The sequence below is a fragment of the Kitasatospora sp. NPDC086791 genome (assembly GCF_040685975.1).
Lineage (GTDB): Bacteria > Actinomycetota > Actinomycetes > Streptomycetales > Streptomycetaceae > Kitasatospora.
The window spans coordinates 13135-34748 of record NZ_JBFBOC010000025.1 but is presented as its reverse complement, the minus strand read 5'-3'; the positions used below and the strand labels follow the sequence as shown (position 1 = coordinate 34748).

The window sequence follows — 21614 nt, the reverse complement described above, 5'->3', positions numbered from 1 at the left end:
GAGAGTCCCTTGACAGTGAAGTCCGCAGCTGCGGCGACCCGGGCCACCGCGTACGGCTACCCCCGTCAGGGCCGGGGCCGGGAGCTCAAGAAGGCCATCGAGGGGTACTGGAAGGGCGCGGTCGGCGCCGGGGCCCTGCTCGCCACCGCCGCCGAGCTGCGCCGGAAGAACTGGCGGCAGCTCGCCGAAGCCGGGATCCAGGAGGTCCCGACCGGTGACTTCTCGCTCTACGACCACGTGCTGGACACCACGGTCGCGGTCGGCGCGATCCCGCCCCGGCACCGGAAGGCCGTCGAGGCCGACGCGCTCGCCGGGTACTTCGCCATGGCGCGCGGCACCCAGGACGTCGCGCCACTGGAGATGACCAAGTGGTTCGACACCAACTACCACTACCTGGTGCCCGAGTTGGGCCCCGACACGGTGTTCGCCGCGAACTCCGCCAAGGCCGTCGCGGAGCTGGGCGAGGCGCTCGCGCTCGGCCACCGGGCCCGGCCGGTGCTGGTCGGCCCGGTCACCTACCTGCTGCTGGCCAAGCCGGCCCCCGGCGTCGCCGCCGACTTCCAGCCGATCACCCTGCTGGACCGGCTGCTGCCCGTCTACGCGCGGCTGCTGGCGGACCTGCGGGCCGCCGGCGCCGAGTGGGTGCAGCTGGACGAGCCCGCGCTGGCGCAGGACCGCACCCCGGCCGAGCTCAACGCCGCCGCCCGCGCCTACCGCGACCTCGGGGGCCTCGCCGACCGGCCGCAGCTGCTGGTCGCGAGCTACTTCGACCGCCTCGGCGACGCCCTGCCGGTGCTCGCCAAGGCCCCGGTCGAGGGCCTGGCGCTGGACTTCACCGGGCCGGCCGCCGCCAACCTGGACGGCCTCGCCGCCGTCGGCGGACTGCCCGGCAAGCGCCTGGTGGCCGGCGTGATCGACGGACGCAACATCTGGATCAACGACCTGGAGCGGTCGTTGGCCACTCTGGCGACCCTGCTCGGCCTCGCCGACCGGATCGACGTCGCGCCGTCCTGCTCGCTGCTGCACGTCCCCCTGGACGCCGCCGACGAACGGGAGTTGGACCCGCAGATCGCCCGCTGGCTGGCCTTCGCCAAGCAGAAGGCCGCCGAGGCGGCGCTGCTGGCCCGGGGCCTGCGCGAGGGCACCGGCGCGATCACCGCCGCACTCGCCGCCAACCGCGCCGACCTGGCCTCCCGGGCCAACTCGCCGATCACCCGCGACCCGGCGGTCCGGGCCCGGGTCACCGCCGTCACCGGGGCGGACGCCCGCCGGGCCCAGCCCTACGCCGTCCGGACCGAGGCCCAGCGCGCCCGGCTCGGCCTGCCGCTGCTGCCGACCACCACCATCGGCTCCTTCCCGCAGACCAGCGAACTTCGCCTGGCCCGAGCGGATCTGACGGCGGGTCGGATCAGTGCGGACACGTACCGCGAGCGGATGGAGGCCGAGGTCCGCGAGGTCGTCGCCTACCAGGAGAAGGCCGGACTGGACGTCCTGGTGCACGGCGAGCCCGAACGCAACGACATGGTCCAGTACTTCGCCGAGCAGCTCACCGGCTACCTGGCCACCCGGCACGGCTGGGTGCAGTCCTACGGCACCCGGTACGTGCGCCCGCCGGTCCTCGCCGGGGACATCTCCCGCCCGCACCCGATGACCGTCGACTGGTTCCGCTACGCCCAGGGCCTGACCGGCCGCCCGGTCAAGGGCATGCTCACCGGCCCGGTCACCATGCTCGCCTGGTCCTTCGTCCGCGACGACCAGCCGCTCGCCGACACCGCCCGTCAGGTCGCCCTCGCCCTGCGCGACGAGGTCACCGACCTGGAGGCGGCCGGGGCGGCCGTCGTCCAGGTCGACGAGCCGGCCCTGCGCGAGACCCTGCCGCTGCGGGCCGCCGACCGCCCGGCGTACCTGGACTGGGCCACCGGGTCGTTCCGGCTCGCCACCTCGGGCGTCCGCGCCGACACCCAGATCCACACCCACATGTGCTACGCCGAGTTCGGCGCGATCATGGCGGCGATCGACGACCTCGACGCGGACGTCATCTCGCTGGAGGCGACCCGCTCGCACATGGAGGTGGCCGGTGAACTCGCCCGGGCCGGGTACCCGCGCGAGGTCGGCCCCGGCGTCTGGGACATCCACTCCCCGCGGGTGCCGAGCACCGAGGAGGCGGTCTCCCTGCTGCGGGCCGGCCTCGCGGTGATCCCGGCCGAGCGGCTGTGGGTCAACCCCGACTGCGGCCTGAAGACCCGTGGCTGGCCGGAGACCCGGGCCTCGCTGGACAGCCTGGTCGCCGCCGCCCGCCGGCTGCGGGAGGAACTGACGGGCTGACCGCGACCGGGGGCGCGGCGGCGCGCCTCCGGGGATTCCGGGGATGCCGTGCGGCGTCGGGGCCGGCCGGGGCGACGTGGGTCGCTCCGGCCGGGCCCGGCCGGTCTCTCCGGTGGGGACCCGGCGTCGGCCGGTGTTTCCGTCGGCGGGCGGTCAGTTGACGTACACCGCCGGGCCGCCCGGCTGGGTGGTGTCGGCGACCGGGCCGTACGTCGCGGAGAAGTACCCGTCGCCGGGGCAGAGCCCGGAGCCGCCGCTCTTGGCGAAGTGCTCGTTGCGGAAGGCCAGGCTGTGCGCGGTGTTGTCGGCGTTGCCGGAGAAGGCGCCGCTGAGCTGGTAGGTGCACGTGATGGTGCCGAACCAGCTGTTGAGCACGGCGGTGGCCTGGATCGCCCCGGCCGACCCGCCGTTGAGGGTGACCGGGAGCCCCGGTCCGTCGGAGACGGTCACGCCGTACGGGAGGTTGCCGACGGTCAGGCTGCGCACCGAGGTGACGCCGGTGACGTTGCTGGTGCACGAGCCGAAGGTCAGCCCGGTCAGCGACCCGGTGGCCGAGCCCGGGGCCGCCGGGTTGGTCAGCACCTTCGCGGCGAGCTGCGAGACGGCGCAGGTGACGCCGGTGGTGCTGGTGGCGGTCGAGTAGAAGGTGGCGACGGTGCCCCCGGCCAGCGGGGCGGCGAGCGCGTCGCCCGGTGCGACGGCGGCGCCGCCCGCACTGCCGGCGGTGAGCACCGGGGCGGTGGCGGGCGCGGGCACGGCGGCGACGGGTGCGGGCACGGCGGACGCGGGCGCGGCGACCACGGCGAGCGCGGTGGCGGCGGCGAGGGCCGCGACGGCGGCCGGAACGGTGGGGCTGGTGCGGTGGGCGGGGGTGATGGGGGCGGCAAGGCGGCGGCTGAAGCGCATGAGAAGAGCCTCTTCCTCGGTGAGGGGCGAGAAGACGGCCTTTCGCGGCGCCCGGGCTGGTGGGGGGCACGGGGCCGGGGGCTCACTACACGTTCTAGGGCCGTGACCGTGCGCCGTCAAGGCGCTGGGCGGAACTTGCTGACGTTTCGTCAACAAGGAGGCGGACCGGTTCCCCCGCCCGTCCGCCTGCGAGAATCCCGGTATGGCTGAGCACGACAGCGACCACGGATACCTGCTGGACAACCGGCAGTCGCAGGCGGGCATCCGCTTCGGCGCCCTCGCCGAGCTCTTCGACCCCGTCACCTTCCGGCACGTCGACACGATCGGCCTCGGCCCCGGCATGCGCTGCTGGGAGGTCGGTGCCGGCGGCCCCTCCGTCCCGCTCGGGCTCGCCGACCGCGTCGGCCCGACCGGTGCGGTGGTCGCGACCGACATCGACGTCTCCTGGACCGCCCCCGTCGCCGGCGGCACCATCGAGGTCCTGACCCACGACGTCGCCGCCGACCCGCCGCCGCCCGGCGCCTTCGACCTCGTGCACGCCCGGCTGGTCCTGGTGCACGTCGCCGACCGCGCCGAAGCCCTGCGCCGGATGGTCCGGGCGCTGCGCCCCGGCGGCTGGCTGCTCCTGGAGGACGCCGACCCCGCGCTCCAGCCGCTGCTCTGCCCGGACGAGTCCGGCCCCGACGAGCGCCTCGCCAACCGGCTGCGGTCCGGCTTCCGCACCCTGATGGCGGCACGCGGCGCGGACCTCGCGTACGGGCGGACGCTGCCCCGGGTGCTGCGCGAGGCGGGCCTGGTCGACGTGCAGGCCGACGCCTACTTCCCGATCACCTCACCGGCCTGCGCGGTCCTGGAGGACGCGACGGTCCGCCAGATCCGCGCACGGCTGGTGACGGAGGGCCTGGCCACGGACGAGGAGATCGACCGCCACCTCGCCAACGTCGCCTCCGGCAGGCTCGACCTGGCCACCGCCCCGATGATCTCCGCCTGGGGTCGGCGGCCGTAGCGCTCCGGCCGGGGGCGGGTCGGTGCCGCGCGGGACCGGGCAGTGCGGGAGGGGGGGGCGAGCGGGGCGCGGCCGACCCCGCCGCCGTCAGCGGTCCCGGCTGGGGCCGAGGGCGCGGGGCGGAGGAGTCGAAGGGGCGCACGGGGGCCTTCGCGGTCGGCTGTACAAGACCGACACGGTTTTGTACACCGGTGGCCCTTCCTCGTACACCTCGACGTCGGGTGCGCACAGCTGGGAGCGGGTCAACTGGACCGACCACCGATGCCGCCGTCCGCCACCGACAGGGGAGGTGGCGGGCGGCGGCCGGTCGGCGCAGAATCCCGTGACGTGACCTCGTACGGCAGGACCTCCGGCGGCGCGGTTCCACCTGGTGCGGACCCGTACGGTGCGGACCGGCGCCCGGTGCTGGTCGCCGTCAGCGGCCCGCCCGGGGCGGGCGAGACCACGCTGGCGCACGCCCTGGCCGGAGCGCTCGGGTGGCCGGCGGTCTGCCGGGACGAGATCAAGGAGCGGATGGCCGCCGACGCCCCTGCCCGTGGACCTGTCGGTGCCCCGGAACCCGGCGGCACCCTGGACCCGAGGACACTGGACGCGTTCTTCCGCTCCATCGGCGGGCACCTTGCGGCGGGGAGGAACCTGGTGGCGGAGGCGGCTTTCCAGGACCGCCTGTGGCGGCCCGGCCTGCAGCCGCTCGCGGACCTGGCCGACATCCGCGTGGTGCGCTGCGTCGTGGACCCCGAACTCGCCCGCCGGCGCATCGCGCGCAGGGCCGCCGACCTGCCCTCGCGGGCCGTCCACGCGGACGCCGAGCTCCTGCGCCGGATCGCGGTGGGGGAGCGGCCGATCGAGTCGTGGGAGCCGATCGCGCTCGACCTCCCCTGCCTGGTCGTGGACACCACGGACGGCTGGCGGCCCGCCCTGGCGCGGATCGCCGCCTTCGCCGTGGAGGGCGGGTAGCCGCCCGGCGGCGTCCCCCGGCGACGGGGTTACCCTCGGCGGTATGGACGCGTCGGAACCCACTGCCTCGGACGTCCCCGAGGCCTCGGAGCGCCCGGCCGGGTCGTCGGGCCGGGACGGACTCGCGGACGTCGGAGGCCTCGCGGACGTCGCGGGCCTCGTCCGGCTGCTGGGCCGGCGCGGTGCGGTGGTGCTCAGCGGGGCCGGCCTGTCCACCGAGTCCGGCATCCCCGACTACCGGGGCGCCACCGGCCGCCGCCGCAGCGGCACCCCGATGACCTACCAGGAGTTCACCGTGAGCGAGGCCGCCCGACGCCGCTACTGGGCCCGCAGCCACACCGGCTGGCCCGCCTTCGCCCGCGCCCGGCCGAACGCCGGCCACCGCGCGGTGGAGCGGCTGTGCCGCTCGGGGCACGTCACGGCGGTCATCACCCAGAACGTCGACGGGCTCCACCACGCCGCCGGCACCCGCGAGGCCGTGGAACTGCACGGCGGACTCGCCCGGGTGGTCTGCCTCGACTGCCGGCGCACCAGCTCACGGGCCGAACTCGACCAGCGCCTCGACGCGTTGAACCGGGGCTTCCGTCGCCCCGACGCCGTGCTGCGCCCGGACGGCGACGCGCAGCTGCCGCCGGACCTGGTGGCGGGCTTCCGGGTCGCGCCCTGCGCGGACTGCGGCGGGGTGCTCAAGCCGGACGTGGTCTTCTTCGGCGAGAACGTGCCCGCCACCCGGGTCGACCACTGCTACGACCTGGTCGACACCGCACGCTCGCTGGTGGTCCTCGGCTCCTCGCTCACGGTCCTGTCGGGGCTGCGCTTCGTGCGTCGCGCCGCCCGCGCACAGCTGCCCGTCGCCATCGTCAACCAGGGCGCCACCCGAGGCGACGACCTCGCCGCGCTCCGCCTCGACCTCCCCCTGGGCCCGGCCATGACCGAGGCCGCCCGCCGGCTGGGCGCCGCCTGACACGGTCGGCGCCCAGCCGGCGGTGCGGGCCGCCCGGGTCAGCCCGCCGGCTGCCAGGGCCGTCCCGGCACCCACAGCGGTACCGGCCCGACGCGCGGCATGGCGCGGGCCGCGTCCTCCTCCAGCCACCCGCACACCCGCACCGGATCGCCGTCGCACAGCTCGACCAGCGCGGCCGCCGCGATCCGGGTGCAGCCCAGTACGAGTGCCAGGGTGTCCTGGCGGCGGTGCCGCTCCCGTACGTACGCCTCGACCCGTTCATCGATGCGCCGGCCGTGGGACAGCTCGGTCGGCTCGTCCTGCTCGCAGGTGTCGTCCGAGTCGTCCGGTTCGTCCCCGGCCGGCTCCTCCCCGGCGGCCAGTGCCTGGACGCCGTGCCACACCAGGGTCAGCGCGCAGGGCTCCGCCGGGTGCGGCACGCCGTCGCGCCGCGCCTGTTCGCGAGCCTCCGCCGACCGCTGCCCCAGCCACTCCAGGGCCGTCGGCCCGTCCCCCGCGCAGGACTCGACGACCAGCTTCGCCGCTCGTCCGGCCACCGCCCGCAGCGCCGCCGTCGCCGGCACCCGCAGTCCGCCTTCGGCCGGATCGCCGAACGCCAGCCAGGCGTCCGCGAAGGAGGCCGCCCGTAGGCCGCCCAGCCAGGCCGGGGCCCCGCCCGCCGCGCCCGACCACTCCTGCGCGCCCAGCCGGACCAGTCCGACAGCGACCAGGTGCGCCGCGTCCCCGTCAAGTCCCGACGGTCGTCCGTTGCGCCTCACACACACCACCCCCACCAGCGGTCATCTCCCCGTGAGCGCACATCCCATCACACCGGGACGCGAGCGAACTAGACAGGGGCACGTCACGACATGTGTTCGGTGCACCGCCGTGGGACGCGCCCCGCCGCCCGGGCGGGGCGGCCGACCGGGGGACGTCGCCGCGGGCGCGGCAGCCGATCGTGGGTGACGCACGGTCAGGAGTGTTCTGCTGGCGGGCAGGCGACCGTCGCCACCCCGTCGATCAAGGAGAGACCGTGCCCCGCCTGCTCGCGCCAGCCCGCCGATCGCCCCGCACCGGCAGGGCCACCGGCCTCGCCGCCGCGGTCTGCACCGCCCTCGCCCTGCTGGCCGCGACCCCGGCCGTCGCCGTCGCGCCGCCGCTGTCCGACCCCCGGATCGTCGCCCACTTCGATCTCGCCCAGGGGCAGCAGCCCGAGAACATCGCCCTCGAACCGGACGGCTCCGCCGACCTCACCCTGTCCTTCGCCCGGCAGATCGGCCGGGTCGACACCGACGGCCATCTGACCGTCCTCGCCACCCTGCCCGCCCCCGCGAACCCGGCCACCCCGGTCATCGGTGCCGCGCTCGTCACCGGCATCGCCCGCGCCCACGACGGCACCCTCTACGTCGGCTACGCCACCGGCACCGACGACCTGCAGGGCATCTGGCGGCTCTGCCCCGGCGGCACCCCCGCGCGGATCGCCGCGCTGCCCGCGACCGGCTTCCCCAACGGCCTCGCCCTCGACGAGCACGAGGGCCGCCTCTACACCGCCGACTCGGTCCTCGGCGTGGTCTTCGCGATCCCGGTGGACGGCGGTACCGCCACGACCTGGTCCGACGACGCCCTGCTCAAGCCGGTGACCGCGATCGGCGCCAACGGCCTCAAGCTGCACCGAGGCGCCGTCTGGGTGAGCAACACCGACACCGGCGCGCTGCTGCGCATCCCCATCGGCGACGGCGGTGCGGCCGGGCCGGCCGAGGTCCGGGCGAGCGGGCTCGCGGGCATCGACGACTTCGCCTTCACCGGGCGCGGCGACGCCCTGATCGCGGCCCTGAACCCGGCGAGCGAGGCGGTGTACGTGGCGGCGGACGGCAGTCACCACACCGTCCTCGCGGCGGGCGACGGCCTGTCCAACCCGACCTCGGTGGCCGTGCGCGGCGGGGCGGTCCACGTCGCCAGCGCGGCCTACTTCACCCGCACCGACCCCAACCTGCTGCGCGCGCACCTGGAGCGCTGACCGGCCCGTGCCGTCCCGCGGCCGACCCGGCGCCGCGCTTCGGAGCGGTGGCCGGGCGGTCGGGCGGCTTGGCGGGCCGGGTGGTCAGGGGGACCCCGAGGCCTCCGGGCCCGGTCGTCCGTGGGCGGGCCGGCGGCGTGCCAGGTGACCGGGCCGGGGCCGGGGCCGTACGGTCGGGCCATGGTTATCGGCCTGCTGTCCGCCCTCCTGGCCGCGCTGCTCACCGGGTCGGCCACCGTGCTGCAGGCGCTCGGAGCCCGGCGTGCCGCCGGAACGGGTCCGGCGCGGGGCCCTGCGACCGGCTCTGCGACAGATCCCGCGCCGGGTTCGGCGACAGATCCCGCGCCGGTTCCGGCGACGGCCCCGGACGCGGGTGAAGCCGCCGCGCTGGCCGGGGCGTTGCGGCAGTGGCCGTTCCTGGTGGGCGTGGGGATGGACATGTGCGGGTTCGCCGCCGAACTCGTCGCCCTGGAGCGGTTGCCGCTCTACGTGGTCGAGGCGGCGCTGGCCTCCGCGCTCGCCGTGACGGCCGTCGGGGCGGCCCGCGTCCTGCGGGTGCGGCTGCGGCGCAGCGAGTGGGCCGGGGTGGCGGCGGTGTGCACGGGACTGTTGCTGCTGGCGCTCACCGCCGGGCGGAACGGCCACGGGACGGGCGGTGACGTGCTGCGGCTGGGGGTGCTGCTGATCACGGCGGCCCTGCTCGGCGCGGGCTGGGCGGTGGTGCGGTACGGCGGGACCCGCCGGGCCCCGCTGCTGGGGCTGGTGGCGGGCCTGCAGTTCGGGGTGGTCGGGGTCGCGGTGCGGGTGCTGCCGGAGCCGAGGCTGCCGCAGTTGCTGACCGAGCCTTCGGCGTACGCGGTCGCGGTGGCGGGGATCGGCGGGTTCGCCGCGCTGACCTGGGCGATGCAGCACGGGTCGGTGACCTCCGCGACGGCCGCGATGGTGCTGGGGGAGACGCTCGGCCCGGCCGTGGTCGGGGTGCTCGTCCTCGGCGACCGCACCCGGCACGACCTGACGCCGGTCGCCGTCCTGGGCTTCGCGGCCGCCGTGGCCGGCGCCCTGACCCTGGCCCGCTTCGGCGACGCCGAACAGCCGGCCGGTGCGGCCTGAGCGGTCGGGGCCGTCCCGACGGGTGGTAGGGGGTGGGGGTGGGGGACAGCCCGGCCCCCTCGTCCGGGCTGTCGGATCGGCGGGCGGGTGGCGCTCGTCAGTTGTCGTCGGCTGCCGCGTCGCTGTCGGCCTGGGAGGCCGCGCTGTCGGCGGCGTCGAGCTTGTGCTGCATGTCCTGGACCTGGCTGCTGTCGGCGGCGCCGGAGGCCGGGTGTCCGGCCGGGCCGCAGGCGGTGAGCAGGGCGGCCCCGGCGAGGGCGAGAGCCGCGAGGACGGCGGCCGGGCGGCGGCTCACTTGGACGCGCCCTGGTCGTGGGCGGCGCACCAGGTGGCGACGGAGCCGAGGTCGGTCTGGCGGGTCTGCAGCGTGGTGACCAGGCTCTTGCGGGCGGTGAGCCGGTCGTTGAGGAGCTTCTCGATCTCGGTGTGGCCGGCGGCCTTCGCGTTGTCGGCGCGCTGCTGCAGGCGGGCGACCGAGCCGCTCACCGTGGCGTCGCCGTTCAGCCGGGTGAGCGCCTTGGTGACGTGCTGCTGGGTCTTCGGCAGCCGCTTGCAGATGGCCTTCGCGCCGTCACCCGTGGGCGTGGAGCCGGCCGCCGGGGCGGCGGAGGGGGCGGCGGACGGCGAGCCGCCCGCCCCGTCGGCCTGGGCGGGGGCGGCGGCGAGCAGCGAGCCGGCGAGGGCGAGGGCGCCGAGGGCTGCGGCCCTGCGGCTGACGGACGTGCGGTTGGCGGACATGGGCGTCCCTTTCTGCCGTGGACGGTCTCGGGCACCGGGCCGGTGGGTGCGGGCCCGGTCCGGCCCGGTTGCCGGGAGCGTAGGACGGCTTCTTGTGGATTCCCTGTGGAACGGACGCCCGCCGACTGCGCACGTCCGTCGGCCGCGCGTGCCCGTCGGCCCTCAGCGCTCCTCGCCCGTGATCCAGTCCCGCCGGGCCGGGAGCCGGAGGGTCGGCGCGTCGGTGTCCGGCAGCGGCAGGCGGACCTCCACCCGGCAGCCGGTCCCGCCGGGCGGCTCGGTGATCCGGGCGGTGCCCCGGTGCAGCGCGGCCTGTTGGGCGACCAGGGTGAGCCCGAGTCCTGAGCCCGGGCTGTCGCGGCGGCGGTGGAAGCGGTGGAAGACCGCCTCGCGCTCGCCCTGCGGGATGCCGGGCCCCGCGTCGTCGACGGTGAGCAGGGCGACCGTGCCCGCCGGGGCCAGCCGGACCGTCACCCGGGCCGGTTCGCTCCGCTGCGGCCCGCCGCGTCCGTGCACGGCGGCGTTGACCAGTAGGTTGACCAGCATGATCCGCAGCCCCGGCTCCCAGCCGAACAGCCGGAGTTCCGGCGGGAGTTCGACGGTGAACTCGGCTGCGGGGTGCCGGCGCCGGGCGTCGGCGGCGGCTGCGTCGGTGAGGTCGGCGAGGTCGACCGGGCCGAAGGAGTCGACCTCGACGAGGTCGCCGCGCGCGAGCGTGCCGAGGGCGGTGAGCAGGTCCAGCAGCCGGGTGTGGTCGTCGCGCAACTCGGCCACGATCTCGGCCCGTTCAGCGGGCGGGAGGTCCTGGTGGGCGGCCAGCACGTCCAGGTTGGTGCGCAGGCTCATCAGTGGCGTCCGCAGCTCGTGCGAGGCGGCGGCGGAGAACGAGCGCGCGGTCTCCAGTGCCTGGGCGGTGCGCAGTGCCTGCTCGTCGTAGCGGGAGAGCAACAGGGCGAGGGCGGCGGCGAGTTCGTCCACCTCGGCGGTGCCGCTGCGCTCGGCGGTGAAGGACGCGCCGGTCGGGCTGCCGGTCGGAACGCCGGTACCCGGTTCGCTCCCGGTGTCCGCGCCCCCGGTGCCCGAGCCGCCCGTGCCGTGGGCGGCGGCCGGGTCGAGTTCCGACGCGCGGCGGCTGAGCCGGCGCAGCGGTGCCGTGGCGCGTTCGGCGAGGGCGAAGCCGATCAGGGCGGCGAGCGGTGCGGCGACCGCCGCGACGAGCAGGACCCGGCGGCGCACCGCCGCGGTCTGGGTCCCGGCCAGGCCGCCCGGCTCGCTGACCCAGAGCGTGCCGCTGCCGCCGTTGGCCCCGCTGCCGGAGACGTGGACGGTCAGCACCCGCCAGGTCGCGCCCTGGTCGCGGACGGTGGTCGGCCCGCCCGGCGCGGTGGGGAAGGCCGGGTCGTCGGCGGGCTGCGGGCCGACCGCCAGCAGCACGGTGCCGTCCTGGGCGGTGACCCGCACGCCCGAGTCGAGGGCGGCGTCCAGCACCTTGCGCTGCTGGTTCTGCTCGACCTTCGGCCGGCCCCGGGTGTCGGCGGTCACCAGCGCGCGCACGCTCGGCAGGACGGCGGCCGCCCGGTCCGCGAGCCGGGCGTCCTGCTGGTGCCGCAGGTCGCGGCCGACCAGCGGCAGCAGGAGCAGCCCGGCCAGCACCACCAGCAGCGGCACGACGACGGCGGCCCACAGGGCGATCCGGGTGGAGAGCTTCACGGCGGCCGCTACCCGTTCCCGCCGGGCAGCCGCAGCACGAAGCCGACGCCCCGGACGGTGTGGATCAGCCGGGGCCGGCCGTCGGCCTCCAGCTTGCGCCGCAGGTAGCTGACGAAGGTGTCCACGGCGTCGCTGCGCACGTCGAAGTCGTAGCCCCAGACGCGTTCGAGCAGCAGCTCGCGGGAGAGCACGAGGCCGGCGTTCCTGGCGAGTTGCGTGAGCAGCTCGAACTCCCGCCGGGTGAGCCGCAGTTCGCGGCCGTCGAGGTGGGCCTGCCGGGTGGCCGGGTCGATCGCCAGCGGGCCGGCCAGCACCCGGTCGGTGGGCTGCGGCGGGCGGCGGCGCAGCAGGGCGCGCAGCCGTAGCACCAACTCCTCCAGGGCGAACGGCTTCACCAGGTAGTCGTCCGCCCCGGCCTGCAGACCGGCCACCCGGTCGGCGGGCTCGTCCAGCGCCGAGAGCATCAGGACCGGGAGGTCGTCGCCCCTGGCGCGCAGGGTCCGGCAGACCTCGGCGCCGCTGAGGCCGGGCATCGAGACGTCGAGCACCAGGACGTCCGTCGCGGCCGGCGTCCGGGCCTCCGGGGTGTCCGGTGCGGCGGGCAGCAGCCGGGCGAGCGCCGTCTCGCCGTCCTCGGCCAGCGCGACGGTGAACCCGCTGAGGCGCAGGCCGCGCTCCAGGGTGCGCCGGATCGCCGCGTCGTCGTCCACCACCAGGACCCGGCCGCCGCCGGCCGGGCCGTCCGTGCTCCCGGGTCCGTTCCCGTACATCGGCGTCTCCTCGCGTTCGGGCCGCCGACTCTCTCACACCGTCGGCGGCCGGTCACCGCGGGGGTGCCGAGGCGGCGGCCGAGGCCGTGACCACGGAGGCGGCGGCGGGTCCGGCGGGCGGAGGAGTCGGGATGGGGTGTGGATCGTGGAGACGAAATGCGGACGGGTCCACCGGCCCACCCACCGGGACGGCACACTCGGAGCGGCGGACCCGCGTGGCGGACCCGCAGTGACGGACCCGCAGTGACGGACTCGCGACGGCGAACTCCGAGGAAGCGAAGCACCCCCGAGGAAGGGACCCCGTTCGATGGAACGTCTCACCGCCCGGATCGCCATGCAGCTGATGACCGGCGACGAACACAGCCGGGACCTGGACGTGGCCTGGTCCTACCGGCCCGACGACCCCTACGCGATAGACCTGGACTTCAGCACGTTCCAGGCGGACGCGGTCTGGACGATCTCACGCGACCTGCTGACGGCGGGCATCCACAGGCCGGTGGGCGAGGGCGACGTCCACGTCACGCCGTTCGACGACACCAGGCTGCTCATCGCCCTCGCCGGAAACGAGGGCGTCGCCCTGCTCGCGACCTCGGCCGCGGAGGTCGACCGCTTCGTCACCGCCACCACCGACCTCGTCCCGGCCGGGTCGGAACACACCCGGATCGACTGGGCCGGCGGCCTGGAGGACCTGCTGACCTCCTGACCCGCCCCGGCAGGATCGCCAGAGCTCGGCGAGGTCGGCGAGGTCGGCGAGGTCGGCGAGGTCGGCGAGGTCGGCGAGGTCGGCGAGGTCGGCGAGTCGTATTGACAGGTCGTCACAAAGGCGCGGCGGAGTGGCAGCAGGCCCAGAAGCTCGTCTCCGAGGTGCGGCTGCGCGGCTTCGGCATCGCGCCGTTCGGCCGCCAGCTCCCGCTGGACGACGACCCCGCCCAGTACCTGGAGGGTCTGATCGTCGGACAGGTCCTCCCGGCGGAGGGCGCGGTCATCCTCACCAAGGCCGGGAGCACCCTTTCCCGACGTTCGCGAAGGGATCGATCGCCTTCGTCCCGCGGAAGGATTGGGCGCACGCCGTTCGGGTGTGGGCGCTCAGCCGTAGATCCGGGCGTAGAGGTCCTGGATCTGTCCGGCGGTGGGCACGACGGGGTTGTTGGCGGGGGAGCCGGACGCCAGCGCCTGCTCGGCCATGAGGGGCGTCAGCCGGGCCCAGGCGTCCGGGTCGATGCCGTAGACCCGGGGCGTGGGCACCTCCAGGTCGCGGCACAGGTCGCGCAGCGCCTCGACGAGCCGGTCGGCGGCCGCCTCGTCGGAGTCCGCGGCGGTCGCGGCGCCCAGCGCGCGGGCGCAGTCGGCGTAACGGCCGGGCGCCGCGTGCACGGAGAACGCGGTCACCGCCGGGAACAGCATCGCGTTCGACAGCCCGTGGGCGACGTGGAAGTGCGCGCCGATCGGGCGGCTCATGCCGTGCACGAGGGCGACGCTGGAGTTCGAGAAGGCCATCCCGGCCTGGGTCGCGGCGAGCATCATGGCCTCGCGGGCCCGGAGGTCCGAGCCGTCCTCGTAGGCGCGGCGCAGGTGGCGGCCGATGCTGCCGATCGCGGTGAGGGCGAGGCTGTCGGAGAAGGGGTTGGCCTTGCGGCTCACGTACGCCTCGACGGCGTGGGTGAGCGCGTCGATGCCGGTGTCGGCGGTCAGCCGGGGCGGCATCGACAGGGTCAGCTCCACGTCGACCACGGCGGCGAGCGGCAGGAACGCCGGGCCCAGGCAGAGCATCTTCTCGTCCGTGGCGCTGTCGGTGATGACGGTGACCTGGGTCGCCTCCGACCCGCTGCCGGCGGTGGTGGGCACCGCGATCACCGGCAGCGCCGGACCGCGGTTGACGCGCGGCGCCTTGTAGTCGCGCATGTGGCCGCCCTGCACGCCGAGCAGGGCGAGGGCCTTGGCGCTGTCCATCGGGCTGCCGCCGCCGAACCCGACGACGGAGTCCGCCTCGTGCTCCCGCAGGGCCTCCAGACCGGCGGTCAGCGAGGCGGTGGTCGGGTCGGGCACGGTGTCGGAGAACACCCGCGGGTGCAGCCCGGCCTTGAGGAGCGTCGCCGTCAGGCGCTCCGCGGCACCGGTCCCGACCAGGAACGCGTCCGTGACGAGGAGGGGGCGGCTCAGCCCCAGCCCCGCGAGGACGTCGCCCAACTCCTCGGCGGCGCCGGACCCGACGCGCAGGATCCGGGGCAGGGCAAGGCTGGCAACCATGGAGGACCTCTCGACGGTGGGGAGCGGCGGTCGGGGCTCCGGCCGGGGCGGTTCGGGGTTCGACTGTGACGCCGGAGAGTTGTGCGTTCAATCGCCAATCGTGCAGACCCGGTGTGCGGAAATGCAGATACCCTGCTCCCGTGCACCCGCGTTCCCGCCCGGTGGGCGGGGATCCGGGCCCGCCGCCGCCGCCGCCGCCGTCGCCGTCGCCGTCGCCGTCGGCGGCGCGGGCGGAGGGCGGCAGCAGGCTCGATCCGCGCCGGCTCCGCGCGGACGACCTCCGCTACCTGCTCGCGGTCGCCCGCACCGGGCGCCTGGTCGCCGCGGCCGACGCGCTCGGCGTGGACCACACCACCGTGTCCCGCCGCATCACCGCGCTGGAGCGCAGCCTCGGCGTGCGGCTGATGGAACGCGGCGCGGAGGGCTGGGCCCTGACGGAGGCCGGAAGGGCCGTCTCGCAGAGTGCGCGCGCGATCGAGGACGCCCTGGTCCACGTGGTCGACGCGGTGTCCGGCCAGGACGCGCCGTCGCTGCACGGCACCGTCCGGGTGAGCGCCCCGGACGGCTTCGGCACCCGCGTCGTCACCCCCGCACTGGCCCGGCTGCGCCGCTGCCACCCCGGCCTGCAGATCGAACTCATCACCGCTACTCGGCAGTTGACCGTACGCCCGGCGGGCTTCGACCTCGCCCTGGCGATCGGCCGGCCGCCGCGGAGCCGGCTGGTGACCGAGCACCTCACCGACTACGCGCTGGGGCTGTACGCGAGCGACGAGTACCTCGCGCGGTGCGGCTCCCCCGCGACGGTCGCCGACCTGCGGGAGCACGCGCTGATCTTCTACATCGAGTCGATGCTCCAGGTCGGCGACCTGGACATCGAACGCCATCTGCCGGGCATCACCCCGGCGTTCTCCTCCACGAACGTCTTCGCCCAGCTCGAAGCCGCCCGGCTGGGGGCCGGCATCGGCGTGCTGCCGGCCTTCCTCACCGTCCGGTCCGGGCTGCGGCGGCTGCTGGCCGACGAGGTCGACATCCGGCTGCCGATCACGCTGGCCGTGCGGCGGGAGGCGGTCACCCACCCCGCCGTGCGGGCCGTGCGCGACGCCCTGCACCACGAGGTCGCCGACCGCGCCGCCGAACTGCTCCCGGAGTAGCCGGGCCGCCGGGTTCCGCGGCCGTCCGCCGGGCGGGCCGCGGAACCGCCGGTGCCGGCCTCCCCACGAGCGGGGGAGACCGGCACCGTGAGCACCGGAACCGCGGGTTCCGGCACCGTGGAGCCCGTGCCCGTGCCCGTGCCCGTTACGGCAGCGGGATGCGCACCACCTGCGGGTCGTGGTCGCTGAGCTGCGCGCTGAACTCGCTGTTGATGTGCACGATGTCGTAGCTGTACGCCGTCGCGGCCAGCGAGCCGGAGATCAGGATGTGGTCCAGCACCTGGGAGTTGCCCTCGTACACGTAGGTGTAGCGCTCGGGCAGCGGCAGGGTGCGCGGCAGGTCGGTGAGCGAGCCGCCGGCGGTGAGGATGTCGGCGGTCTGCGAGAACTCGAAGTCGTTGAGGTCGCCGAGCACGATGACCGAGGCGTTCGGGTCGACGGCCAGGATCTGGTCGGTGAAGCCCTTCACCGCCGTCGCCTGGTCGTGGCGCTGGCTCTCCGAGGGGTGCGCCGGCGGCTGGTAGCGGCCGAAGAGGGGCTGGTCGCCGCCCTTGGAGTTGAAGTGGTTGGCGATCACGAAGACCGGCTTGCCGTTCCAGCGGAACTCGCCGGCCAGCGGCTTGCGGCTGGAGTTCCAGGCCGCGTTGGTCGGGTCGATCCGCCCGGGGGAGTAGGCCAGTTGGGGCGTGCCGCCCGCGTTCACCACGGAGTCGGCGGTGGTGGATCCGGCGCCGGGGCGGTCGGTGAAGGAGAGGCCGCGGTCGGTGCGGAACAGGAACACCTGGCGGATGTTGCCGCCGGGCTGCCCGCCGTCCTGGTCGTCCACCGGGTCGATCTCGCGGTAGGAGTAGGCGGGGCCGCCGGCCGCGGTGATCGCCGCGGTGAGCTTGGCCAGGGTCTGGGTCGCGCTCACCGTGCCGTCGTCGGTGGCGCCGCTGTTGTCCTGGATCTCCTCCAGGGCGACCAGGTCGGGCGCCCGCAGGTTGGTGACGATGCCCGCCGCGAGGCCGTCGAACTTGCTCTGCGGGTCGGACGGGGCGAGGTTCTCCACGTTGAAGGTGGCGGCGGCGAGTTGACCGGCCGTCGGTGTGGCGGTGACCTCGGGGGCGATGCCGCCGGAGGTGACCGTCGGGGTCGCCGTGACCTGGAGGGTGAAGTCGCCGAAGGCGTAGTCGAGGACGCCGACGGTGGCGCCGGTCAGGGTGTCGCCGACGTTGGCGGTCGGGGTGGGCGCGAGCGCCTTCCCGAGGACGACCCGCTCCGGGTTGCCGTCGTTGGCCTGCAGCAGGATGCCGCCCCGGTTGGTGCGGGTGGTGCTGCCCTGCGGGACGACCGGGACCTCGCCGTACTTGTTGGACGGGCCGACCACCGCCGCGTCGTCGATCTCGACCCGCATGCCCTCCAGGGACTCCCAGAAGTCCAGGCCGTCGGTGGTGGGCCGGAAGTTCCCCGCGGCCTCGACGTCGCCGGAGGTGACGCCGGAGATGACCGCGGACGGGGGTATCCGCCCGCCCGGGCCGACCAGGGTGGCAGCGGGCAGCGGCGTGTTGTGGGCGACCACCGTGACGGTGGGGGCGGTCAGTTCGGTGATCGACAGGTTGGTGGTGCCGCCGGTGCCGCCCGGTCGGTACTGGCTGACGGTGGCGCTCACCGTGACCGAGTCGCCCACCGCGACCGAGGGCGCGCTCGTGGTGTAGACGTAGATGCCCTCGCTGGTGCCGGGGTCGCTGTCGGGCTGCGGGTCCTGGTACCAGAAACCGTTGGGGCCGACGGCCGTCACCACGCCGGGCACGGCGCTGACCGCGCTGCCGGCCAGCGGGGAGGTGCGGGCGGCGCCCTGGACGTCGTGGATCCGGGTGCCGCCGGGGCTGCCGCCCCCGCCGGTGGAGGAGTTGCGCGGCGCGGGCGCGCCGATCGCGAAGTCCGCCGCGTTGTTGTCGGTGTCGGTGGCGCCGCCACCCGCGCGCAGGGCGGCGGTGGTGTTCGACAGGTTGCCGGTCGGCGAGCCCTCGGCGGAGCCGGCGCTGCTGCCGTAGCCGACGAAGTCCTTCACCCCGGGCTGGCTCGCGCAGCCCGAACCGCAGGTCAGCGCGGTTCCGTTGGTGACGAGGGCGAGTTTGCCGGAGGTGGCCGACATGGCGATCGTGCCGGTGGCGTCCGCCGTCGGCAGCGCGGCGCCCGCGCCGGCCCCGGCGGCCTCCTGGACGAGGAAGTGGTGCCCGGGCGCGATCGTCCCGGAGAGGGTGGTCCGCGACCAGCTGGAACCGCCGGCCGAGGCGTACTGCACCGTCCACCCGGTGACCGACACCGGCGCGGTGCCGCGGTTGTACAGCTCGACGAAGTCGTTGGCGTACGGGGCGCCGGAGTTGCCGCCACCGCCGTACACCTGGCTGATCACGATGTCGGGCGACACCGCCTGCGCCACGCCGCCGGGCAGCGCCACCAGCGCCGCCACCACGGCCGCGGCCGAGGCCGCTGCCAGCGTCCGGCGCCGCACGCGCGGCATTCTCGGGGTGATCCGGGGAATCGGGGTGCTCCGCATGAGGCTTACTCCTGACCACCGTCCGGGCTCGTGGCCCGGCGGTGTGACCACGGACGGGAAAGGTCGGGCGCTGAGGTTCTAGCAGCGCTACCAGATCCCTACCGTCCGTGCCGAGCAACTGCCAGACGTACGGCGGAAGAACGTTTCTACGCGCGACAAGTGGGGCGGCGTCCTCCGGATCCCCGGCCGCGTCACAGAAGTGACGCCCGGGGCGCCGGGGGCGGTGAACCGTGATCGCCCGGACGGTCGGTCAGCGGCTCGCGAGCACCAGGGGGAGCCGGCCGGCCACCGCGTCGGCGAGGCGCTCGAACTCGGCCCGCAGGAACGGTGCGGCGAGACGTGCCGGGCCGTTGAACCGCAGCGACGCGCGGTAGACCAGCAGTGTGCGTCCCTCGGACGCGCGGAGCGTGAGGTCGTCGGTGGCCGTGACGGTGCGGTTCCGGCCGACGAAGAGCAGTCGGTCGGGCCGGTACTCCTCCAGGCGGTAGTCGAGTTCGGTCCGCCGCCCCCTGAACCGCGAGGTGTTGCGCCAGCGCGCTCCGGCCACCACGGGACCGGAGTCCAGGCGCACGCAGCTCTCGGTGCCCGGGTCCCACTCCGTGGTGTTCCCGAAGTCCGCCAGATAGCGCAGCACTTCCCCGGCGGGGCGGTCGACGACCATGGCGCGTTCCACGGTGATCATCAGGTCTCCTCGCGTTTCTGTTCGTCGCGGACGCGTCCGTGGATGGCTCGGTGTGGTGTGGCGTGGCCCGTCACGGAGCCCGTCACGGGCTTCCGGCGTTCTCGCGGGGCGCCCTCCAGAGGGCCGGGTCGTGCCTCCGGCGGGCGGCGGCCAGATGGGGGCCTTCACGCCAGGACCGTGGCAGCCGCAGGGCCGCGTGCCGGATCAGCCTGGCCTGGGCCGTCGCCAGGTGGTCGGTAGCCGGCCAGCCGGGCAGACCGTACAGGCGCCGGGCCCAGGCCGGGAGCAGGCCGACCGCGCAGCCGACCAGGGCGGTCCAGGCCGGCAGGAGCGGGCTCGCGAGGAGGGCCCAGCCGTGCAGCGGCGGCATCGTGGCGAAACGCATCGCGTCCCGAGCGGCGGGGGTCACCCGTAGCAGGGGGCGGACGGAGGCCGTGTAGGCGTCCAGTTCCGCCACGCTGGAGGGGACCGGGAAGGACTCGGGGACGCCGATCAGGCGCGCCACCAGCGCCTGCTCGGCGAGGTAGCCGTCGGCGTCGGCGTCGCTCAGGGCCAGCCCGCCGCGCCGGGCCGCCGTCAGGAACGAGCCGACCTCCGCGCAGTGGACCCAGGTCAGCAGTGCGGGGTCGTCGGCCCGGTAGGGCAGGCCCGTTTCCGGATCGGTCCCGCGGACGTGCGCATGGATCAGCCGGACCCGGTCGACCGCTTCGCGGACCTCGCCGCCCGTGCCGTACGTCACCGCGCCGACGAAGTGGGCCGTCCGGTAGAGCCGGCCCCACGGGTCCGCACGGAACGCGGAGTGCTGCGCCACACCGGCCATCGCGAGAGGGTGCAGCGCCTGGAGGAGCAGGGCCCGCAGACCGCCCAGGACCATGGACGGGTCGGCGTGCACGGTCCAGGACACCGAGTCCGGCGTGAACAGCCCCGCAGCCGGAACCGCCGTCGGACCGTGCGGATCCCCGTTCACCGCGGACCGTCCGGAGCCGTGCGCATGATGACCCTCCACGGGGGCTGTATCGCGATCGTCCCTGCCTCTCCATCCTGGGGGGCGATGCCCGGACCGGGCCAGTCGCAGCGTTGGTGCGTCGCCTGGTCGCGGTGGCCCGGCGGGTGCCGGTCGCAGCGGTCCGCGCGGTGGCCGGGCCGGTGGCGAAGGTTTCAGGGACGGGCGGGCATGCGCCGCAGGAGACCGGCGGCGGCCCACCCGGGGCCGTACGGGCGCAGCCCGGCGCCGAGCGCCGCGGTGCCGCGGGCCTGTCCGGCGAGGAGCGCGGCGACGGCCCGGCCGGCGGCCTCGGGCGTGAGCGTGTTGGGGTCCAGGCACAGCGCCGCGGCGGCGCGTTCGGCGTCGTGCGCGATGGCGAACTGGTCGCTGGAGAAGGGCAGTACGAGTGCGGGCACGCCGGCGTGCAGGCACTCCGTGAAGGAGTTGTTGCCGCCGTGGTGGACCATGGCGGCGGCGCGCGGGAGCAGTTCCTGTTGCGGGACGGCCGGGGCGACGTGCAGCCGTTCGGGCGCGGTGTCGCGCAGCAGGGGGTGGCCGGTGACGGCGGCGACGCGTTCGCCGGCGGCCACGATCACCGAGGCCGGGGTGTGCCGGAGGATGCCGGCCGCGGCGGTGACCAGGACGTCGTGGCGGGCGGACAGGAAGGTGCCCAGGGCGACGAGCACCAAGGGCCGTCCGTCCGCCGTCAGACGGGCGAGGACGGCCTGCCAGTGCTCGTCCAGCGGCTCGGGTCCGGCGGGCGGCAGCAGATGGCCGGTGTACAGGGCCTCCGGGCCGGCCGGAGCGGGCGGAAGCCACGGCAGGCGGGGGTAGTTGAAGACCACCGCGTGCGGTGAGCACAGGGCGAAGGCCCGTCCGGGTGCGGGCCGGTCGGGGGCGTGGCGCCGTGCGATGTCCGCGAACGCGGCGGTGAACGCGGCGTCGTTCGCCGCTGCCGCGCCGCGCAGCCGGGCGAGGTCGGCGGGGGCCGGGCGCAGGGCGCCGGGCCAGGCGTACGGCAGGCCGAAGTAGGCGTCGGGGACGGTCGGCAGATAGCTGGGGTGGCCGGGGCAGAAGGTGGCGTAGGGCAGGCCGAGACAGTGCAGGGCAAGGGTCGCCGCGTAGGAGAGCTGGTCGACGAGGTACCAGTCGGGGCGCAGTCGCGCGTCGAGGACGGCGAGGTCGCGCAGGACGCGTTCGGGGTCGGCGAGCAGGTCGTCGGCGCGGTGGCGGGCCTGGGTGAGGAGGGTCGCGGCCGGGCCGTGGTGCGTGGCGTCGAGGAACTCGCGCAGGCGGTGGGCCTCGGCCCGGTCCTGGCGGGTGGTTTCGGCGATGCCGTGGTTGGCGTTGCGCGTGACGGCCAGCTCGGTGAAGCCGAGGCCGCCGCGGGCGGCGAGGTCGGCGAAGGCGGGGGTGCAGGCGAAGTCGACGCGTGCGCCGTGCCGGCTCAGCGCGGCGCCGAGCGTGGCCAGCGGCCGGGCATGGGAGTGGAAGGGCGGGCTGATCACGACGACACGGGTCATGC

General features: G+C 75.6%; 19 protein-coding genes. 8 read left to right on the top strand and 11 right to left on the bottom strand.

What is annotated here, in order from left to right; translation table 11 throughout:
- Window positions 1-9: 9 nt before the first annotated feature.
- Window positions 10-2325 (top strand): 5-methyltetrahydropteroyltriglutamate--homocysteine S-methyltransferase, encoded by a 2316-nt coding sequence (gene metE, locus AB0Q99_RS26240; protein WP_363575747.1) that lies wholly within the window; start codon window positions 10-12, stop codon window positions 2323-2325.
- 153 nt (window positions 2326-2478) lie between these two features.
- Here metE and AB0Q99_RS26235 read toward each other — a convergent pair whose 3' ends face one another.
- Window positions 2479-3231, bottom strand: coding sequence for a Tat pathway signal sequence domain protein (locus AB0Q99_RS26235; protein ID WP_363575745.1), 753 nt, complete (start codon window positions 3229-3231; stop codon window positions 2479-2481).
- Window positions 3232-3433: 202 nt separating this feature from the next.
- On the opposite strand from AB0Q99_RS26235, the gene AB0Q99_RS26230 reads away from it, so the two are divergent.
- The 3 genes from AB0Q99_RS26230 (at window position 3434) to AB0Q99_RS26220 (ending at window position 6158) form a co-directional block, all read left to right on the top strand.
- Window positions 3434-4237, top strand: a complete 804-nt coding sequence (locus tag AB0Q99_RS26230) for a methyltransferase domain-containing protein (RefSeq protein WP_363575743.1) — start codon at window positions 3434-3436, stop codon at window positions 4235-4237.
- Window positions 4238-4564: 327 nt separating this feature from the next.
- Window positions 4565-5194, top strand: a complete 630-nt coding sequence (locus AB0Q99_RS26225; RefSeq protein WP_363575741.1) for an AAA family ATPase — start codon at window positions 4565-4567, stop codon at window positions 5192-5194.
- A gap of 43 nt (window positions 5195-5237) precedes the next feature.
- Window positions 5238-6158 carry an NAD-dependent protein deacetylase gene (locus tag AB0Q99_RS26220; RefSeq protein WP_363575739.1) on the top strand — a complete coding sequence of 307 codons (921 nt, stop codon included), beginning with the start codon at window positions 5238-5240 and terminating at the stop codon, window positions 6156-6158.
- 38 nt (window positions 6159-6196) lie between these two features.
- Here AB0Q99_RS26220 and AB0Q99_RS26215 read toward each other — a convergent pair whose 3' ends face one another.
- Window positions 6197-6916: a hypothetical protein gene (locus AB0Q99_RS26215; RefSeq protein ID WP_363575737.1), complete on the bottom strand. Its 720-nt coding sequence runs from the start codon at window positions 6914-6916 to the stop codon at window positions 6197-6199.
- 254 nt (window positions 6917-7170) lie between these two features.
- On the opposite strand from AB0Q99_RS26215, the gene AB0Q99_RS26210 reads away from it, so the two are divergent.
- On the top strand, window positions 7171-8154 hold the full coding sequence (locus AB0Q99_RS26210; RefSeq protein ID WP_363575733.1) for a hypothetical protein: 984 nt from the start codon (window positions 7171-7173) through the stop codon (window positions 8152-8154).
- 180 nt (window positions 8155-8334) lie between these two features.
- Window positions 8335-9264: a hypothetical protein gene (locus tag AB0Q99_RS26205; protein ID WP_363575732.1), complete on the top strand. Its 930-nt coding sequence runs from the start codon at window positions 8335-8337 to the stop codon at window positions 9262-9264.
- A 97-nt stretch (window positions 9265-9361) separates the two neighbouring features.
- On the opposite strand, the gene AB0Q99_RS26200 is transcribed toward AB0Q99_RS26205, so the two are convergent.
- The 4 genes from AB0Q99_RS26200 to AB0Q99_RS26185 all read right to left on the bottom strand — a co-directional run bounded on the left by AB0Q99_RS26200 (window position 9362) and on the right by AB0Q99_RS26185 (window position 12482).
- Window positions 9362-9559 carry a hypothetical protein gene (locus AB0Q99_RS26200; RefSeq protein WP_363575730.1) on the bottom strand — a complete coding sequence of 66 codons (198 nt, stop codon included), beginning with the start codon at window positions 9557-9559 and terminating at the stop codon, window positions 9362-9364.
- On the bottom strand, window positions 9556-10002 hold the full coding sequence (locus tag AB0Q99_RS26195; RefSeq protein ID WP_363575729.1) for a hypothetical protein: 447 nt from the start codon (window positions 10000-10002) through the stop codon (window positions 9556-9558). The genes AB0Q99_RS26200 and AB0Q99_RS26195 overlap by 4 nt, the downstream gene beginning before the upstream one ends.
- 162 nt (window positions 10003-10164) lie before the next feature.
- Window positions 10165-11712, bottom strand: coding sequence for a HAMP domain-containing sensor histidine kinase (locus tag AB0Q99_RS26190; protein WP_363575728.1), 1548 nt, complete (start codon window positions 11710-11712; stop codon window positions 10165-10167).
- A gap of 8 nt (window positions 11713-11720) precedes the next feature.
- The gene (locus AB0Q99_RS26185) at window positions 11721-12482 is read right to left on the bottom strand and encodes a response regulator transcription factor (RefSeq protein WP_363575726.1); all 762 of its coding nucleotides are present in this window, start codon (window positions 12480-12482) and stop codon (window positions 11721-11723) included.
- Between the two features lie 307 nt (window positions 12483-12789).
- On the opposite strand from AB0Q99_RS26185, the gene AB0Q99_RS26180 reads away from it, so the two are divergent.
- Window positions 12790-13185 (top strand): SsgA family sporulation/cell division regulator, encoded by a 396-nt coding sequence (locus AB0Q99_RS26180; RefSeq protein WP_363575725.1) that lies wholly within the window; start codon window positions 12790-12792, stop codon window positions 13183-13185.
- A 383-nt stretch (window positions 13186-13568) separates the two neighbouring features.
- Here the strand turns inward: AB0Q99_RS26180 and AB0Q99_RS26175 are convergent, their stop codons facing one another.
- Window positions 13569-14729: an iron-containing alcohol dehydrogenase gene (locus AB0Q99_RS26175; protein WP_363575723.1), complete on the bottom strand. Its 1161-nt coding sequence runs from the start codon at window positions 14727-14729 to the stop codon at window positions 13569-13571.
- A 140-nt stretch (window positions 14730-14869) separates the two neighbouring features.
- On the opposite strand from AB0Q99_RS26175, the gene AB0Q99_RS26170 reads away from it, so the two are divergent.
- The gene (locus AB0Q99_RS26170) at window positions 14870-15880 is read left to right on the top strand and encodes a LysR family transcriptional regulator (RefSeq protein WP_363575721.1); all 1011 of its coding nucleotides are present in this window, start codon (window positions 14870-14872) and stop codon (window positions 15878-15880) included.
- A gap of 145 nt (window positions 15881-16025) precedes the next feature.
- Here the strand turns inward: AB0Q99_RS26170 and AB0Q99_RS26165 are convergent, their stop codons facing one another.
- The 4 genes from AB0Q99_RS26165 to AB0Q99_RS26150 all read right to left on the bottom strand — a co-directional run bounded on the left by AB0Q99_RS26165 (window position 16026) and on the right by AB0Q99_RS26150 (window position 21612).
- The gene (locus AB0Q99_RS26165; protein WP_363575719.1) at window positions 16026-18422 is read right to left on the bottom strand and encodes a lamin tail domain-containing protein; all 2397 of its coding nucleotides are present in this window, start codon (window positions 18420-18422) and stop codon (window positions 16026-16028) included.
- A 250-nt stretch (window positions 18423-18672) separates the two neighbouring features.
- Complete coding sequence (locus AB0Q99_RS26160; RefSeq protein ID WP_363575718.1) at window positions 18673-19104, bottom strand: SRPBCC family protein; 432 nt, start codon at window positions 19102-19104, stop codon at window positions 18673-18675.
- 82 nt (window positions 19105-19186) lie between these two features.
- Entirely contained in the window at window positions 19187-20008 is an 822-nt protein-coding gene (locus tag AB0Q99_RS26155) for an oxygenase MpaB family protein (RefSeq protein ID WP_363575717.1), read from the bottom strand.
- 254 nt (window positions 20009-20262) lie between these two features.
- Window positions 20263-21612: a glycosyltransferase gene (locus tag AB0Q99_RS26150; RefSeq protein ID WP_363575715.1), complete on the bottom strand. Its 1350-nt coding sequence runs from the start codon at window positions 21610-21612 to the stop codon at window positions 20263-20265.
- Window positions 21613-21614: the final 2 nt, after the last annotated feature.

What these genes read in the sequence shown, in the direction of transcription:
- AB0Q99_RS26185 (WP_363575726.1), bottom strand. Translation starts at nt 12,482, where the DNA reads ATGTACGGGAACGGACCCGGGAGCACGGACGGCCCGGCCGGCGGCGGC.
- AB0Q99_RS26160 (WP_363575718.1), bottom strand. Translation starts at nt 19,104, where the DNA reads ATGATCACCGTGGAACGCGCCATGGTCGTCGACCGCCCCGCCGGGGAA.
- AB0Q99_RS26220 (WP_363575739.1), top strand. Translation starts at nt 5,238, where the DNA reads ATGGACGCGTCGGAACCCACTGCCTCGGACGTCCCCGAGGCCTCGGAG.
- AB0Q99_RS26150 (WP_363575715.1), bottom strand. Translation starts at nt 21,612, where the DNA reads ATGACCCGTGTCGTCGTGATCAGCCCGCCCTTCCACTCCCATGCCCGG.
- AB0Q99_RS26195 (WP_363575729.1), bottom strand. Translation starts at nt 10,002, where the DNA reads ATGTCCGCCAACCGCACGTCCGTCAGCCGCAGGGCCGCAGCCCTCGGC.
- AB0Q99_RS26205 (WP_363575732.1), top strand. Translation starts at nt 8,335, where the DNA reads ATGGTTATCGGCCTGCTGTCCGCCCTCCTGGCCGCGCTGCTCACCGGG.
- AB0Q99_RS26175 (WP_363575723.1), bottom strand. Translation starts at nt 14,729, where the DNA reads ATGGTTGCCAGCCTTGCCCTGCCCCGGATCCTGCGCGTCGGGTCCGGC.
- AB0Q99_RS26230 (WP_363575743.1), top strand. Translation starts at nt 3,434, where the DNA reads ATGGCTGAGCACGACAGCGACCACGGATACCTGCTGGACAACCGGCAG.
- AB0Q99_RS26180 (WP_363575725.1), top strand. Translation starts at nt 12,790, where the DNA reads ATGGAACGTCTCACCGCCCGGATCGCCATGCAGCTGATGACCGGCGAC.
- AB0Q99_RS26165 (WP_363575719.1), bottom strand. Translation starts at nt 18,422, where the DNA reads ATGCGGAGCACCCCGATTCCCCGGATCACCCCGAGAATGCCGCGCGTG.
- AB0Q99_RS26235 (WP_363575745.1), bottom strand. Translation starts at nt 3,231, where the DNA reads ATGCGCTTCAGCCGCCGCCTTGCCGCCCCCATCACCCCCGCCCACCGC.